Annotated in this window: 12 protein-coding genes and 1 pseudogene; 2 read left to right on the top strand and 11 right to left on the bottom strand. The window is 46.1% G+C overall.

Annotated elements, in window-relative coordinates:
• Nucleotide 1 precedes the first annotated feature (1 nt).
• Nucleotides 2–3,115, bottom strand: coding sequence for a glycoside hydrolase family 3 N-terminal domain-containing protein (locus tag V7S74_RS07000; RefSeq protein ID WP_406778062.1), 3,114 nt, complete (start codon nucleotides 3,113–3,115; stop codon nucleotides 2–4).
• A gap of 135 nt (nucleotides 3,116–3,250) precedes the next feature.
• Between V7S74_RS07000 and tpiA the strand changes: the two genes are divergently transcribed.
• Both tpiA and V7S74_RS06990 read left to right on the top strand, forming a co-directional pair.
• On the top strand, nucleotides 3,251–4,012 hold the full coding sequence (gene tpiA, locus V7S74_RS06995; protein WP_406778061.1) for a triose-phosphate isomerase: 762 nt from the start codon (nucleotides 3,251–3,253) through the stop codon (nucleotides 4,010–4,012).
• A gap of 194 nt (nucleotides 4,013–4,206) precedes the next feature.
• A complete protein-coding gene (locus tag V7S74_RS06990) occupies nucleotides 4,207–4,887 on the top strand; it encodes an HAD family hydrolase (RefSeq protein WP_406778060.1) in 681 nt (226 codons plus the stop codon).
• Nucleotides 4,888–5,078: 191 nt separating this feature from the next.
• Here the strand turns inward: V7S74_RS06990 and V7S74_RS06985 are convergent, their stop codons facing one another.
• The 10 genes and pseudogenes from V7S74_RS06985 to V7S74_RS06940 all read right to left on the bottom strand — a co-directional run bounded on the left by V7S74_RS06985 (nucleotide 5,079) and on the right by V7S74_RS06940 (nucleotide 16,079).
• Complete coding sequence (locus tag V7S74_RS06985) at nucleotides 5,079–5,672, bottom strand: NifU family protein (protein ID WP_406778059.1); 594 nt, start codon at nucleotides 5,670–5,672, stop codon at nucleotides 5,079–5,081.
• A 288-nt stretch (nucleotides 5,673–5,960) separates the two neighbouring features.
• Nucleotides 5,961–6,218, bottom strand: a pseudogene (gene rpmA / locus V7S74_RS06980) (50S ribosomal protein L27); the annotation flags it as partial.
• A 45-nt stretch (nucleotides 6,219–6,263) separates the two neighbouring features.
• Entirely contained in the window at nucleotides 6,264–6,578 is a 315-nt protein-coding gene (gene rplU, locus V7S74_RS06975) for a 50S ribosomal protein L21 (RefSeq protein ID WP_130922523.1), read from the bottom strand.
• Between the two features lie 120 nt (nucleotides 6,579–6,698).
• A complete protein-coding gene (locus tag V7S74_RS06970) occupies nucleotides 6,699–7,868 on the bottom strand; it encodes an AIR synthase related protein (protein WP_406778058.1) in 1,170 nt (389 codons plus the stop codon).
• Nucleotide 7,869: 1 nt separating this feature from the next.
• Nucleotides 7,870–8,841 (bottom strand): porphobilinogen synthase, encoded by a 972-nt coding sequence (hemB, locus tag V7S74_RS06965; RefSeq protein ID WP_406778057.1) that lies wholly within the window; start codon nucleotides 8,839–8,841, stop codon nucleotides 7,870–7,872.
• Between the two features lie 62 nt (nucleotides 8,842–8,903).
• A complete protein-coding gene (locus tag V7S74_RS06960; RefSeq protein ID WP_406778056.1) occupies nucleotides 8,904–9,239 on the bottom strand; it encodes a helix-turn-helix domain-containing protein in 336 nt (111 codons plus the stop codon).
• 95 nt (nucleotides 9,240–9,334) lie between these two features.
• A complete protein-coding gene (locus V7S74_RS06955; RefSeq protein ID WP_406778055.1) occupies nucleotides 9,335–10,687 on the bottom strand; it encodes a M61 family metallopeptidase in 1,353 nt (450 codons plus the stop codon).
• A complete protein-coding gene (gene recO, locus V7S74_RS06950; RefSeq protein WP_406778054.1) occupies nucleotides 10,687–11,364 on the bottom strand; it encodes a DNA repair protein RecO in 678 nt (225 codons plus the stop codon). Before recO ends, V7S74_RS06955 begins: the two co-directional genes overlap by 1 nt.
• Nucleotides 11,354–12,058 (bottom strand): lysophospholipid acyltransferase family protein, encoded by a 705-nt coding sequence (locus V7S74_RS06945; protein ID WP_406778053.1) that lies wholly within the window; start codon nucleotides 12,056–12,058, stop codon nucleotides 11,354–11,356. The genes recO and V7S74_RS06945 overlap by 11 nt, the downstream gene beginning before the upstream one ends.
• Before the next feature lie 85 nt (nucleotides 12,059–12,143).
• Nucleotides 12,144–16,079: a hypothetical protein gene (locus V7S74_RS06940; RefSeq protein ID WP_406778052.1), complete on the bottom strand. Its 3,936-nt coding sequence runs from the start codon at nucleotides 16,077–16,079 to the stop codon at nucleotides 12,144–12,146.
• Between the last annotated feature and the right edge of the window lie 18 nt (nucleotides 16,080–16,097).

Genomic DNA, 16,097 nt, shown 5'->3' with positions numbered 1-16,097 from the left:
ATTAGTTTCCTTTTTTAATGGCTTGATAAATGACTTCGTTAATTCCGGTGCGGATATTCATGTCGGAAATTTTGGAATTATTCCGCGTCGGATACACTCGGTTCGATAAAAACACATACACTAAATCCTGAGCTGGATCCACCCAAGTATAGGTTCCCGTAAATCCAGAATGCCCAAAACTCTCCGCGCTCGCCGAAGCCGCCGCCGAAATACCCGCTTTATTGCGATCCACCTTGTCAAAACCTACCCCGCGACGCGCATTTTCAGACGCACTAAATGGATAAGAAGTCCATTGCTTAATCGTCGATTCTTGGATGAATTGCTGGCCGCCATAGTATCCTTTTTGCAGGTACATCTGCATCAATTTCGCTAAGTCATTCGCATTCCCGAATAAGCCCGCGTGGCCCGAAATACCATCTAAAAGAGCCGCACCTTCATCGTGCACCTTTCCATGAATTAAGGTCTTGCGGAAAAGCGAATCGTATTCCGATGGCACGATACGCGCTAAAGGAAAATGCTTTTCTGCTTGATAGGCCAAAGTCGACGCTCCTAATGGCTTATAAAACGTATCCGATAAGAAATCAGTCCAAAGTTTTCCCGTCAAGCGAGGCGATTCCGAAGGCAATAAATAGTACGATAAATCCGAATAGACATACTCCTTTTTCTCGCGCAAAGGACTTTCCTTAATCGCCGTCATAATCCGCTCTTTCATCGTTTTGTGTGCCCATAAAGTAGGCGCCACTTGCGTCGGATATTCCTCGGATTGCGCATAGGAAAGCGTAAATGGCTTCCAACGCGTCACATCTTTTGTGATGTCCACGTATTCTTTCCACATGGACTTTTGGTCGGTGATATTTTTCTTCAAACGTGCCTCGCCAGATGCTGGGCTCAAGAAACGTTCCACATATTTGTACTTCACATCATCTTGTGTGAATTTTTCCTGGAATTTCTTGCTGTGGAAAATCATATCCGTGCTGTCCACGTAGTCCATCCAGAACGGAATCCATGCCTTTAAGCGCGCTTGGTGCGTTAGCACATCTTCGTATAAAAGTCCCGTTTTATTTGATTTCGCAAACGAGGGAACCAGTTGTCCCATCGTCGTTTTCAACGAGAATTTACCCTCATCCTGCCATTTCATAAGGGCCGGAACGGAAGTTGAAATTTTGGTAATAGAGGCCAAATCGAAGATGTCAGACGTCTTCAATGGAACAGTCGATTCGTAGATCTGGTTGCCAAAAGCTTTGTGGTAAATGACCTTGCCTTCTTTGGCAATCAACACCACCACACCCGGAGCACCCTTCACCGCGATCGCTAATTTCGCCATCGAATCCACTTTTGCATTCAAATAATCAGACGAAATCCCCACTGCCTCTGGCAATAAATTATACTGCAAACGCGCTAAAGACGTAGTCGTCAGACCCATCCCCTGCTTATAGGTTCCATTCAAACTAACCGGTAATTTTCCGGTCGCCGGAATCGCCCCAAAAACAATTTCCGCCGCCGCTTCCTGCTGCGAAATCCCATCTTGGTAAGCTGTCATTAAAGCACCCGCGTTCTTCAAGCTATCGAATTGAGTTAGTGTATTCACGTTCGCGAAATGAATCGCCACCGTTTTAGGCGATGTAAAGCGGTTCACTAAATTCTTAATCGCCGGCTTCAAACTGTAATTGTTCGCTGGACGGATGGAAATGCTGTGAATTCCCATCAAGACCACATCATAGGTTTTTAAGGTATTTTCAATGCGCGTAATCGTGGAATCTGCACTCGTTTCGTCTAAATAGAAATGAGGCATTTCGACGTAGTTGTTGGCCATTTTTTGGAACTCCGTAGGGAAGGCAGACCCATAAGAAGGTTTCCCGATCGCCAGAGTTGCGATGCGTGTTTTATCTAAGGCTTTAATAGGAACTAGCTCGCCTGGATTCTTAATTAACGTGATCGTTTTCTCGGCAAATTCGCGGTTCAAGACCTCTGATTTAATCGGGTTCAAATCCTTTATCAAGTTCTCCACGACGATAGGCGAATAGTGGGCGAGACCTGCCCAGGCTTTGGCATTCAAAATACGCTTCACTCGCTGATCAATATCTTCTTGCGAAATTTCTCCATTCGTTAATGCCTTTTTAATCGCCTCAAAAGCCGCTGGAACATCCACAAAAGTCTCCAAAATATCATTTCCAGCTAGAATCGCCTTCACGTTCGCCGTGCCTTCTGGGAACATTTTCGTCGCCCCCTTCATATCCATCGCATCCGTAAAAACGAGGCCCTTAAACTTTAACTCATCCCGCAATAAACCTGTTACAATCGGTTTTGAAAGCGTCGAAGCCAAGGAGGCCGTGGTATCCAATGCTGGCAAATTCAAATGCGCCACCATTACACCTTGTAAACCATTGGCTATCAACTCTTTATAGGGAAACAATTCCAAACTATCCAAGCGTGAACGCGAGTGATTCAAGACCGGAATATCAAAGTGAGAATCCACCCCGGTGTCCCCATGACCTGGAAAATGTTTCGCAGAAGTAATGATTCCAGCCTTTTGAAGCCCTTTCATATAGGCCAAAGCTTTCGCCGTCACATCCTCCCGATTCTCCCCAAAAGACCTAAAGTTAATCACCGGATTCGCCGGATTATTATTCACATCCGCCACCGGCGCATAATTAATATGAACGCCCATTCTGCGGCATTGCTCTCCTATTTGTAGGCCCATCTTCTCGATTAAGGCCGTATTTCCTTGCATAGCGCCTAAGGTCATTTGGTAAGGAAAACGGAACGTCGAATCCAAACGCATCGCTAAACCCCACTCTAAATCCATCCCAATAAACAGGGGCACTCTTGTCCGGCGCTGCAATTCATTTACTAACACTGCCTGCTTCACCGGATGTCCTTTAAAAAGAACAAAACCTCCCACATGGTAGTCCTTCACGATCGAATACAAACGAGTCGTATCGTAGGTATCCGCCACATTTCCCCGCGGCATCAATAGCTGGCCGATCTTCTCATCCACACTCAGTGAATTGAATACCGAATCCACCCATTTTTGTTGGGAATGCGGAAATAAATCCTGTGAAAAAGAGAGGAAAGGGAAAAGTAAAAGAAGGAGGCCGGTGCTGATTTTTTTCATAGCAAGGTTAACGTTCATATAAGGTGTGAAAATACGCTAATTGTGGGAATGTTCAGAAATATCCGGGCTAATTTTTCGAGCTAATTTTCATTCCACCGAAAGCATTCGTAATTTTAAGGCTTAAATGATGAACGTATGAGAAAAAAAATTGTTGCAGGTAACTGGAAAATGAACAAAACGGCGCAAGAGGCATTCGTTTTGGCTACAGAAGTAGCAGAATTAGTGAAGTCTAGCGTTTCCGCTGATGTACAGGTGATTATGTCGACACCTGCTTTGTATTTAACGGGTGTTAATCAAGTAATTGAAGGCATTCCAAACTTAGCTGTCGCAGCCCAAAACTGCCACGAAAAAGCTTCAGGCGCTTACACAGGCGAGATTTCCGCTGCTATGTTAGCCTCTGCTGGCGTACAATATGTGATCTTAGGACACTCAGAGCGTCGTCAATACTTCGCTGAAACGAACGAACAATTAGCCGCTAAAACAGACGCTGCTTTAGCAAACGGCTTAACTCCTTTATTCTGCTGCGGCGAAAGCTTAGAAACTCGCGAAGGCGCAGATTTCTTAGGCCACGTGGCACAACAAGTAGCCGAAAGCTTATTCCACCTTTCAGCTGAAGATTTCGCTAAAGTGGTCATCGCTTACGAACCTATTTGGGCGATCGGAACAGGCTTAACTGCTTCCTCAGATCAAGCTCAAGAAATGCATGCTTATTTACGCGCACACATTGCTAAACAATATGGCCAAAGCCTAGCCGACAGCATCTCTATCCTATACGGCGGAAGCTGCAACGCGAAAAACGCGAAAGAATTATTCGCTTGTCCAGACGTAGACGGTGGTTTAATCGGTGGCGCTTCGTTAGTGGCGGCTGATTTTATTACAATTGCGACGAGCTACTAAATTTCAAAGCGAGACGCTTTAAAATTTAAAGCATAAAGAAAAAAGCACAAAGAATAATGATGGTTAAAAATGGGGCTTCGGCCCCATTTTTGTGTTTTAGGAAATATAGTACAAAAACATTTCATATACGCGTCGCCTGTGGCGACACGAACTTTATACTTTATGCTTTGTGCTTTATTGTTTAATTTCGCGATATGAACCACGTAATCGCATTCGACGCTGACGACACCCTTTGGGTGAACGAGCCTTATTTCAGAGAGACAGAAGATAAATTCTGTGCGCTTTTAGAGGACTATTTACCATCCCACACGACCGGTCAGGAATTATTCAAAGTCGAGATGAATAACCTAGCTCTTTATGGTTATGGCGTCAAAGGCTTTATGCTTTCCATGGTCGAAACGGCAATTCAGGTTTCGGGAGGCACCATGGGCCTCGATGGAATCGAAAAGATTCTGAATTTAGGCAAAGAGTTATTAGAGCGTGACATCGAAATTCTTCCAGGTGTGGAAGAAGTATTGAAAGCACTTCAAGGAAAATACCGCTTAGTCGTAGCCACGAAAGGCGACCTGTTGGACCAACAACGCAAACTAGCAAAATCTGGACTAGAGCAATATTTCCACCATATCGAAATCATGTCGGATAAGCAGGAAAGCGATTATTTAAAATTGATCAAACACCTGGATGTGGATCCTGCACACTTCACGATGATTGGCAATTCATTAAAATCGGATATTCTTCCCGTACTCGCTGTGGGTGGACACGGAATTCACGTGCCTTACCACACGACTTGGGCCCATGAAGTGGTTTCGCACAAAGTGGAGCATGCGAATTTTAGGGAGGTTGCTGAATTGAGAGAGGTACTAAAATATCTGTAAAGAATAAAGAATAAAGAATAAAGCACAAAGAATAGAGGTGGCCACCACGTGGTGGCATCGCCTGCGGCGATAACCTTCGTGAAATGTTTAAATCATTTCTGAATACATAAAAAAAGGGACCTCGGTCCCTTTTTTTAATCCAACTTTATTCTTTGTGCTTTATGCTCTATGCTTTATAATAAGCGAAAATTTTAAACCCCTTCCGCCACCACTTCCTTCACACCCGGCACCATGCGCGTTAATAGCGCTTCGATACCTTGCTTTAAAGTCATGGTGGATGATGGACAGCCAGAGCAAGAACCCTGCAATAATACTTTTACTTGGCCAGATGCTTCGTCAAACGAGTGGAACGTGATCGCGCCACCATCAGATTCTACTGCTGGGCGAACGTATTCGTCTAAGGCTTGCTTGATTTGCTTGACGGCAGGTGTGTCTGATGATTGATCATCTGCAATCGTTGATTCTGGTAGAGAGAAAACGGGGCGTTTCTCTTCAAAATACTTCTTTAAATAGGTCTTGATTCCGAACAATTCATCTTCCCAAGCCACTGACTCGGTTTTCGTTAAGGTGATGAAGTTGTTAGTGATGAACACGCGGGAAACGAAATCAAATCCAAATAGGGCTACGGCTAAAGGAGAGTTCTTCTCTTTCGTTAATCCATCTGCAGGTTGGGTGTAATCGAATGACATTCCCTCTGGCAATAATTCCATATTGAAGACGAACTTCATGGAATGTGGATTAGGGGTCGATTCAGTGTAAATATGGATAGTTGTCGTATTGTTCATGAGGAAGGTATTTAAAAGATGGAACAAAGGTACGGCCTATTTGGTTTCCAAAAAACAAAAAAACCCGGCATTTGCATGCCGGGTCTTCTTATTAAGCGAGGAAAATTACTCAGCCTTAGCTGCTTTCTTCGCTGGTGCTTTTTTCTCTGCTGCTGGAGCTGCTGCTTTCTTTGCAGGAGCTTTCTTAGCAGGAGCCTCTGCTGCTGCTTCCACTGCTGCCTCAGCTACTGGAGCTGGAGCTGCTTTCTTAGCAGGAGCTTTTGCTGGTGCATCTGCTGGAGTTGCGTCAGCTGAGATAGGTAAAACGTGAACGAATGAACGTCCTTTGAAACCTTTTTGGAACTTAACAACACCATCCGTCAAAGCGAACAATGTGTGATCTTTTCCGATTCCTACGTTTAAGCCAGGATTGTGAGCAGTACCACGTTGACGAACGATGATATTTCCTGCAATGATTGCTTGACCTCCAAATAACTTAACGCCTAATCGTTTTGAATGTGATTCGCGACCGTTTTTGGATGATCCGGCGCCTTTCTTATGTGCCATGGTATTATTTATTTATGCGTTCCGAAGAATCGCTTAGTTTAAGACTTATTTTACGTTGATTGATTCAATCAATACTTTTGTCAAATCTTGACGGTGACCATTCATTTTCTGGTAGGTCTTTCTACGCTTTTTCTTGAAAACTAAAACTTTCTCGCCACGAACGTGTGCAACAATTTTAGCTGTAACAGTGGCTCCAGCTACTGTGGGAGCTCCTACGGAAATCTTTCCGTCATTGTCAACAAGTAATACCTTGTCGATAACCAGTGCAGCGCCTTCTGCTCCCGCTAAACGGTGAGTGTATACAGAACGGTCTTTTTCTACTTTAAATTGCTGCCCGGCAATTTCTACGATTGCGTACATTTTTACTGTATTTAAGTGAAACAATCCCACGAGGCTAGTGATTCAAGACAAATGAAAAACTTTTAAAAGCCTTTTAAATGGGGGTGCAAATCTAAAAATTAATTTGCGTATTTACAAACTCTACTCATAAATAAATTCTCCGTATTCACTGCTGATGGTCAGCTTCTTAGTCGCTGAGGCCTCTACGCGACCCACGATTTTAGCTGGAATACCGAAGGACTGAGAAATGCGAATGATTTCATCTGCGTGTGCTGGATTCGCATAGACTTCTAAACGATGGCCCATGTTGAATACTTGGTACATCTCTTTGAAGCTGGTTCCACTTTCTTTTTGGATCAAATCAAACAGCGGAGGAATCGGGAATAAATTGTCCTTAATCACGTGGACCTTGTTCACAAAGTGCATCACTTTCGTCTGAGCTCCACCCGAACAATGCACCATTCCGTGCAAATGAGGACGTAATTCAGTCAACAAAGCCTTCACCACTGGCGCGTAAGTACGCGTAGGGGAAAGAATTAATTGACCTACATTTAAAGGGGTTCCAGGAACCGCTTCGGTTAAGTTGCGGGAACCAGAATACACTAAATCCGACGGAACCGATGGATCGAAAGACTCAGGGTATTTTGTCGCTAGATACTTGCCTAAAACGTCATGGCGAGCGGAGGTCAAGCCATTGCTGCCCATTCCGCCGTTATAAGTCCTCTCGTAGTTCGCTTGGCCATCTGAGGCTAAGCCGATGATTACATCGCCTGCTTGGATGTTTCCGTTTGAAATCACGTCTGAACGCTTCATGCGGCCAATAACTGTGCTGTCCACGATGATCGTGCGCACTAAGTCGCCCACGTCTGCGGTTTCGCCACCGGTCGAATAGATGCCGATGCCGTTATCGCGTAACATTTGTAGGACTTCTTCTGTACCGTTGATGATTTCGGCGATGACCTCGCCTGGGATCAAGTTTTTATTGCGACCGATGGTGCTGGATAGCAACATTTGGTCGGTGGCTCCTACGCAGATTAAGTCGTCCGTGTTCATCACGACCGCATCCTGTGCGATGCCGCGCCATACGGAGATGTCGCCCGTTTCTTTCCAGTATAGGTAGGCCAAAGACGATTTCGTCCCCGCCCCATCCGCATGCATGATGTTGCAATAGTCTGCATCGCCTCCCAAGATATCTGGAGAGATTTTACAGAATGCCTGCGGAAATAGGCCTTTGTCTAAGTTCGCAATGGCTTTGTGAACATCTTCTTTCGAGGCAGAAACGCCTCGTTGCATGTAACGGTCTGACGACATGTTAGGATATTTTTAATTGGGCAAATTCTTTGGCAAAATAGGTCAATATCACCTGGGCTCCAGCGCGTTTCATCGAAAGCAAGCTTTCTAACATCGCTTTTTCGCCATCAATCCAGCCGTTTGCAGCGGCTGCTTTGACCATCGCATATTCTCCAGAAACGTTGTAGGCGGCGATTGGTAAATTGGTATTGTCGCGGAGTAAAGAAATGATGTCTAAGTAGGCCAAAGCCGGCTTAACCATCAAGAAATCTGCTCCTTCTAATTCATCTAATTCCGCCTCGCGAAGGGCTTCGCGGCTGTTTGCGGGGTTCATTTGGTAGGTCTTCTTATCGCCAAATTTAGGCGCAGACTCTAACGCATCACGGAAGGGTCCGTAGAAGGCGGACGCATATTTCGCGCTATAGGCCATAATACCCACATTCTTGAAACCAGCATCGTCTAGTGATTCGCGTAAATAACCCACGCGACCATCCATCATATCCGACGGACCGATCAGTTTAGATCCGGCCTGGGCTTGTGCTACGGCCATTTTGGCCAACACCTCTAAAGTCTCGTCATTCAAAATCTCGCCATTCTTCACGATCCCATCATGTCCGTCTGAACTGTAAGGGTCCATCGCCACGTCCGTTAACATCGAAATCTCTGGAAAACGACTCGTCACGGCATGAATAGCCTCTAAATATAGACTACCCTGGCGATGTGATTCCGTCGCAAGCGAATCCTTGCGCTCCTCAGCCACCTGAGGAAAAAGGGCGTAAGAGGTAATTCCCAGGTTCAAACACGCCTCGATTTCCTTTAATAATAAGTCGGTCGTGAAGCGGTAAATGCCTGGCATCGACTTGATTTCAGTTTTCGTAGCAGTACCATCCATCACAAAAAGAGGGAAGAGTAAATCCTTCACCGAAAGGCGATTTTCCTCCACCATCGTGCGGATAGCGGCAGTGGAACGGTTACGACGCGGTCTATTCAACATAGGAATTGATTTTGAACCTGCAATTTAGGCATAAGCCCTGATTCCGCAATGGAAAACGGGGATTAAAGGAGGCGATCGTTTAAATCACGCAATTGCTCCTGGAGGTCACGAACTAAACCTACGTAGGCTTCAAATTCGTAGCGAGAAACGGGGGTGGTGGCACCACCTGGATCGGCAACACCGGAGAAATGGGGGTAATTTTTAGGTCTAAATAGTACTGATAAATCTACTTCAAGGACCCCTGCGATTTGCTTCATTCGACTCAAGGATGGGTCCGTCAGGCCTCTTTCAATTTTTGAATAAGCGGATAAAGTGATGCCTATTTCCGTGGAAACGTAGTCCTGGCTGTAGCCTTTGTCTAATCGAGCCTTTCGAATTAAAGTAGGGAAATCTTTCATTACGGTAAAATTCCTAAACTCTGAGGAAAATTAGTAGATACCTAAAAGACAAAATATCTACCGAAAAGACAATGTACGCCTTTTCATTGCACATTTTAGTGTAAGGTCCAGCCTTTTTCTAGGTCGTAATTGAATTTTAATCCTGATTTTGCCAAAATCCCTTGTAAATCTGTAATTATATCGGATGATTTTTCGACATAGTCACGGAAGAAATCCTGCAAGGAATCGCCATAGATTTCTTCGCAAATGCGGATGAAGTCCTCCTTCATGTACCCCTTTTTCAGCTGACCGAATTCCGCGTTCATAGCCTGCATCACATCGCGGATTGATTTGCCATTTTTCGCCTGCAATTTTAGGTCCAAAGCCAAGGCCACCACCGCCCCTTTGTAATAAATAGAAACTCGCTTGTTCGGCAGACTCGTCCCATAGCCATCAAGCCATAAATCTATCGAACTTTCTTCGAGTGATTGCTGCGCCTGGCCATCCCGTTCAAAATGCAATTTCAAATTCCCTAAAAGTCCCGCCAGGTATTCTTGCTTCGTCCAAACACCCGACTCAAACAAGAACCAATCCCCTAAATAAGTCGTGATACCTTCTACTACCCAGCCCGTCGAAAACGGGGTTTCCTGATGATAGGCATAGGGAAATAATTCCTTCGGGCGAATCGTTGCTATGTTCCAGACGTGGAATAATTCATGCGAACCTAAGCCGATCAAGTCTTCGTAGGCATCGCGATCCGGCGGTCCCATCACCATCATCGTTGATTTTGTGTGCTCCACACCGTGGTAATAGGGCTTAGGACAAACCCAAAGCATATAATGATATTCTTTGACGGGAAAATGGCCCATCCAGTCTAGCTGGGTTTGAGTGAATTTCTCGTAAGCGTCCGTTAATTTCTTCGTCAAAGCCTGGCGCGATCCCACCACATCGATAGCAAATTTCACGCCATTGCATTTCCATTTATGTTGAAAAATGGCAGGTGCGGCGATGTAAGGAGAGTCCACGAGCTCGCGGTATTTGCCTCCATTCTTGAACGTGCAAACGCTTTTCCAGCCAGCTGGTTTTTCGATGTGGATCTCGCAGCGCTCATTTTCGCGGCCTTTTACGTATAAAAGACAGTTAATGAAATTGATGTAAAGCAAATCCTCCTCGACCACAGAACCGCCCGCATCTGGTTGAATTGCGTAATAGCTGTAAAGTATTTCAACTAGTTCTGTTCCCTCCAGTTCCCAAGTAGACGAGGCTACTTTGTGAATCGCAATAGGCGCGCCTCCACTGAAGGCCTTTAAAACGGGAATGTTTTTCGCGAAGTTCTGTGCTTGGTAGCGCCCTGGACGCCAAATGGGTAGCTGTATCACTTGTTTGCCCGGTTTGCGAGGGCTAAACTGAAAAGTGATGTCCAAATAGTTCGGCGTTGCCGAGGGTTTCAGGGAATACAGATTAGACATTAGGCTAAAACTTCTTGTAGGATCTGCAAGGAACGAATCTCTCCGAAATTTTCCATGTGCAATTGGTAATAATTTAGCATACCCGCCAATAATTCTTTGCGCTCCGCCCGGTGCAACACGATGGGGTGTCCATAATCAGCCTGAATCAAGGCATCCAATCCTTGGAAGGTAGGAACGATGCAGCCGGCGGCTTTTAATTGCTGGTAAAATTCGGCGGAGGTGCTGGCGCCGAAGCCCAAAAAAGACGCGAGTTGCCAAAGGAACTGCAAATGGAAGTTCTCAAAGTGTTCAGAAGCCCTGTCTAAATACTGCAAGGATTGGGATAAAAATTCAAATAAAACTGGATTCGCTTCCTCTTCTTTCAAGACTTTGCTTAATACTTCCGAGAGGAAAAGCGCCAGCGAAGACTTCGCGATGTCGAAGGGAATGGCTTGGTAAGGAAAGGAGCATTTGGCCTCCGAGATGCGGTGCAGGCCCTTTCCTGGTTTGTGGTAGACCTCTAAATCGAGCTGTGTGAGCGGCTGGAAGAGGGCCATTTTGTGCTTGGCTTTGGCAGAACGTACTCCATTTTCGATGTAAGAACAAATGCCAAATTCCGACGTATAGACGTTCACCAGTATCGAGGTTTCCCGGTACCGCAGGTACGAAATAACGATGCCTTGTGTTTTACTGAGCATTTGTATCAACCATCGGAATGCCGGTTTCGTCCGAAATTCGCTGTAAAATTTCTTCGATGGTGTCCGATTCTTTAAAGCGAATCGGGTCCTTGAATTCTACGCTAAGGGTCGTGTTGCGTTTCTTCAAAAAGAAACCTTTCTTGTCAAAAGCGCGTCTGAAGCCGTTGATTTGGACGGGTACGACGATCGGATTCGCCGCCTTAATCAAGTGCGCCGTTCCTTTACGAATGGGAGCAAAAGCACGCGTGGTTCCTTGTGGGAAACTAACCACCCAGCCGAAATCGAGCCCTTTTGTGACTTTATTTTGGGCTTCTAAGTCTACTTCGCGTTTCACATCTTGTCCGTGTGCTCGCCACGAGCGATTCACTAGAATAGCCCCCGCCAAGGAGAAGACACGAGGAAGAAAACCATCCTCCTTCATCGTTTCGGATGCGGCAACGTAAAATAGGCGTGAACGTGGCCCCAACAGGTAAAACGGGAAGCGGATACTGTTATTTATCCGCCATTTAACAGAGAAGAAGATGTGGTAAAGGCAAATCACGTCCATGAAATAGGTTTGGTGATTTGATAGGAACAGGACGCCTTCGCGAGGCAAATCCACGATCTTTTCCGTTCCTTTAATCTCGGTCTTATTGTAAATGCTTAAACGCGCGTAGGTTAACCAGCCTAAAACGAATACGATAATCCGTTTCATCCCGATCGGATTCCCAAACGGATCGCGACGCACCAGACCCCAGCGGTCTAGGCAATCAAAAAAATTCTTTAAAAAGGTTATACTCTTAAAATCCACCGCTCTTTTCTTTGCCTTTCTTGGCTGGTTTTGTTTTTTCAGGTTCTTTTTTCACTGGCGCCTTCTTCACCGGAATGAGTGGTTTATAATACGCATTAAAGCGTTTTACAAAAGCATTCTTTTCTTCCGCAGCAGCCTCTACTACCTTGATACCGCCTTTCTTCTGTGTCTTCATCGACTCTCGCACGGTAGCAAGGAAAGCATTATCGGAGGAATAGACCCCTAATTCGCCCTCAAAATAAGCGAAATAATACCAAAGATCTTCGGATAATTCCCAATAGCCGTAAAACTCTTCTTTGGACGGCTTCTTAATAACCTCCATAAAACCCTTCACCGTCGCATTCACATCCACTGGGCCTACATTTATCAATGGCAAGTCGCCGATCGAGTAAAAAGCGCTCAAATTAGGCGACCAGGCCCATTTAATGGAGGAGAAGTTAATCATGGAGGCGAAATCGGGATCTACTTTGTCCAAAGCCAAATGCTCGCGGTCCATCCGCGCCTTCGTTGTTTCTGGGATCTTTTTCCCTAAAATCGGTTCCACTCGTTTCAAGTATTCGTCTCGATCAGCCGGCTCATCCGCCGCTGCCGTCAGCAAACCTTCGTCTAAGTTGTAGCGGACAATGCGATCGCCCATTTTCGCCAGGATAGGAACCGGTACTTGGAACTGCAAACTTAACCAGGATTCAATGCGTGGGATCAGCGTATCTAGGGACATCGAAATCTTGCCAAAAGACCTCACCAGCTTATTCCCCGTAAATAATTGGACCATCCCGTCCGTGTCCACTCGCTTTTTCGGAATCGATAAATGCATCTGAGATTCCGCATTTTTGATGCTGTACACTTCGGATGCCTCCGTCACTTCGCCCGCCGCTTTGAACAAAACGGGGTCGTCTTCGTTCGACATCGGGCCTAAGAACGAGGGGTATAATTTGTTATCCGCATTCACGAAAATACCGGCGGTAACGGAGCGACCTAATTCGTCTTTCAACTCGTCGTTCACCACGATTCCTTTCGAATTTGCGAAGGGGATCCAGGCGGTTTTGAACTTCAATGTCCCTAATAAAGGCCGAATCGAGCCTTTGAACTCAAGACTTGGTTTCTCTGATAAGAAATAAACGTCCCCTTTGAATTCCTGGTGGGCCGTTAATTTTAGTGGTGTTTTTTCGATGTAGCGTGCCTCCGCGCGAATCCCCTCGGGCAGAAAATCGAAGTTTTTCATGGGGATGACCAGCGAGTCGCTTCCTTCGACGGGCAGCAGGTAGTTCGCCGTCCCCGTAAATTTCTGTGCGTTTGCGGTGATGGTGTTGATGTTTGCCAAAACATGTCCATTCACCGTCGCCCGCGCCCCGGTAAGTGATTTGAATTGTCCGCCTTTCGCGATCGCCAACAGTCCTTTTGCCGGATATACGGTAGCTGGACCGATTTCGATTTCCTTCACGCCTTCCAACGATAATACCTCCGAAACCTGGTCTAATACACCGGCCTTAGCTACAATGGGAGCCGCTTTCGAGGCAGAATCTAGCGAACTTAATTCCGGCTTAGTCAGTTTGATTTTCTGGTTTTTTTGTTCCCAAACCGCCCCTGAATAAGTAGTGGTGTAATTTTGGATAGGTAGTTTCGCAGGCGACTCTTCGACTGGTTTAAAGCTCAGATTCACGGCTCCCGGCGCGGCCTCAATGTCTATTTTTTCTGCTTGAAAAACGGGCTTTTTAAGCCCTATCGCCAGACTTGCCTCCTTCGATTTCCAGGTGGCTGGCTGGAAATAAAAAAGCTCTGACTTCAGCTTGCCATCTCCTAATGTAATCTCCCCTTTCCCGAAAACCTGCTTTTTGTGCATCCAAACCGGACCCTCTAATTGCAATTGATTTGCATACAAGGCGAAGGAGTTTTTCTCCGGATAAATCGCGAGGGAATCTTCGCGAGGCAGCCAAGCAAAGCGGTGTGCAGGTAGCGTGGCGATGGGTCCTTTTTTATTCGCCATTTCTCCTAGTTTACCGCCTAGCCCGATACTGATTAAAGAATCAGGATACAGGAAGGACTCCTTTGTGCTCGATTGAAAACCCTCGATGGAAAAGTTGCCTGCTGTGTGCAAGCCTTTTTTGTCCATTTCGATGGGAGCGCTGGTTGTTAGAGTCGCTCTGTTTTGGTAGATTTTAAGTGGTGTTTTAGGGAGGTAAGTAAAGCCAAAGCTTTGGTCTGGCTTCAACACTAACTGCGTCGTAAATACCGGCAAAAGTCCCTTCGAGTGAAAGCTGCCCACGAAAATAGGCGCCTTCTGCGTTAAGCTATCTAGGGCGATGCTGGGCACTTTAAAATAGTGCGTCGTATCGTATACCCCGTTTGCACGCCAGGACTCGTCGAAATGCGCGGTCATGCCTTTAGGGATGATTAATTTAGGGTATTCTGCCACCCCAAAACGTCCCGATTTATTCCCTGGTTCACTTAAAATTAAGGAGCCAGATTCGTACCTGAATTGCCCTCCAAACTCTTTGGATTGCCCTTTGGGGATAAAAGTGATCGAATCAATTTTCGAAAATTGCGCCGTAAAATCATTGAATTTAAAGGCAAAATCGGGGCCACGGAAACGGTAATCCCCGATCTTGATTTCGCCAGGGAAATTGAAATCGCGGCCTTTTTGGAAGGTCAAGGCCTCGTCGTAAGGAATAAATTCTGCCTTCAAAGAATCCGAAATCATCACCTGTTGAATCCCCCTGATACGCAATTTCTTATCGACTAAATCCAGGCTGATCGAAGCCGAATCAGCGTCCAAACGATCCCCCATCGAAGCCGCATAAAACGTGTCAAAATCCTTTTTTTCATAGGCTACCCGCGCGTAATGCTTGCCCTGATTCGTGAACGAGTAGACATCGCCCTCCACTTGCATATAGCCCGCTTCCACGAAGGATTGGAAACCCGCAAGTAGTTGCTCCGGCTTGCGATTCATTAAAACGGCGAGGTCGCCGATGGTTGCGCTTTGGGCTTTATTTTCCACTAAATAGCGGTAGAGGATGCGCATAGGGCTATACGTTAACATGCCTTGTAAATCTTGGATGCGACCGCCGTTATAATAATCCTTCGATTCTAGCCAGGCGGGCACTTGATTGCGGCCCGAGATTTGGTAAAAATCAATGCGTTTTTCCCTCACCCGCAAGACACCTAAATCCACCGACATCCGCATCTCGTGGAAAGTATCCTCAAACAGGGCGCGGTTGCTAGCGCCGGGTAATTTCTTGAAATGAAAGGTTTGGCTCTTCGGATACCACTGGCCCGTTAATTCAGTCCGCCATAACGAATCGCCCTCACTCAAAAGGCTCGTCCACCTTCCCGTGGGCACTAGAATCGTGGAATCCGGCAAAAACGCAATCAAAGGCGCAGACATCGCGCCTAAATTCCCAAAACGCAAGACGCCATTACGCAGGCCTTTGCGCAAATCCTTGTAATAAGGTGCGCCTTCCGCTGTCCAGGCTTCCCCAGTAAAAGTCGTGGGCTCTGAGCCCCTAAATTCGAAACTGAAATAGGTGTCTTTTCTTCTAAGTGTGAGGGAACCCTCCCCGTTTTTGGTTTGATCGCCTTCGATCCAATCAGCCGAAATAATCCGCAATGTGCCATTCGCTGGTTCGAATTGCATCGCATCTATCTGCCACCGAGCATTCTTGTGGCCTAATTTCTCTCCGGGAATTTCGCCACCTTTTGCTTGCGCCGATTTTGTTTTTTCATCCCAAAGAAATTCGGATACCTGGAAAACCAAACTGTCATTCGCGACACGGTAGGTAATCTCGGATGGCCCCCAGTGATTTTTCTCCTGTTGCGTCCCGTTCACGCGTAATGAATAAGCGCCCACCTGAATTTTTTGGGCGGAAAGGCTGAAAGACAGAGCTAGCAGAAAAAAGAGGACACGAAATAGGGACGACGTATTCTTCATAAAGGGATAAAAATACAT

Source organism: Aquirufa novilacunae (genome assembly GCF_045310505.1).
In the GTDB taxonomy this organism is placed as follows: domain Bacteria; phylum Bacteroidota; class Bacteroidia; order Cytophagales; family Spirosomataceae; genus Aquirufa; species Aquirufa novilacunae.
This window is presented reverse-complemented; position numbering and strand designations above follow the sequence as displayed.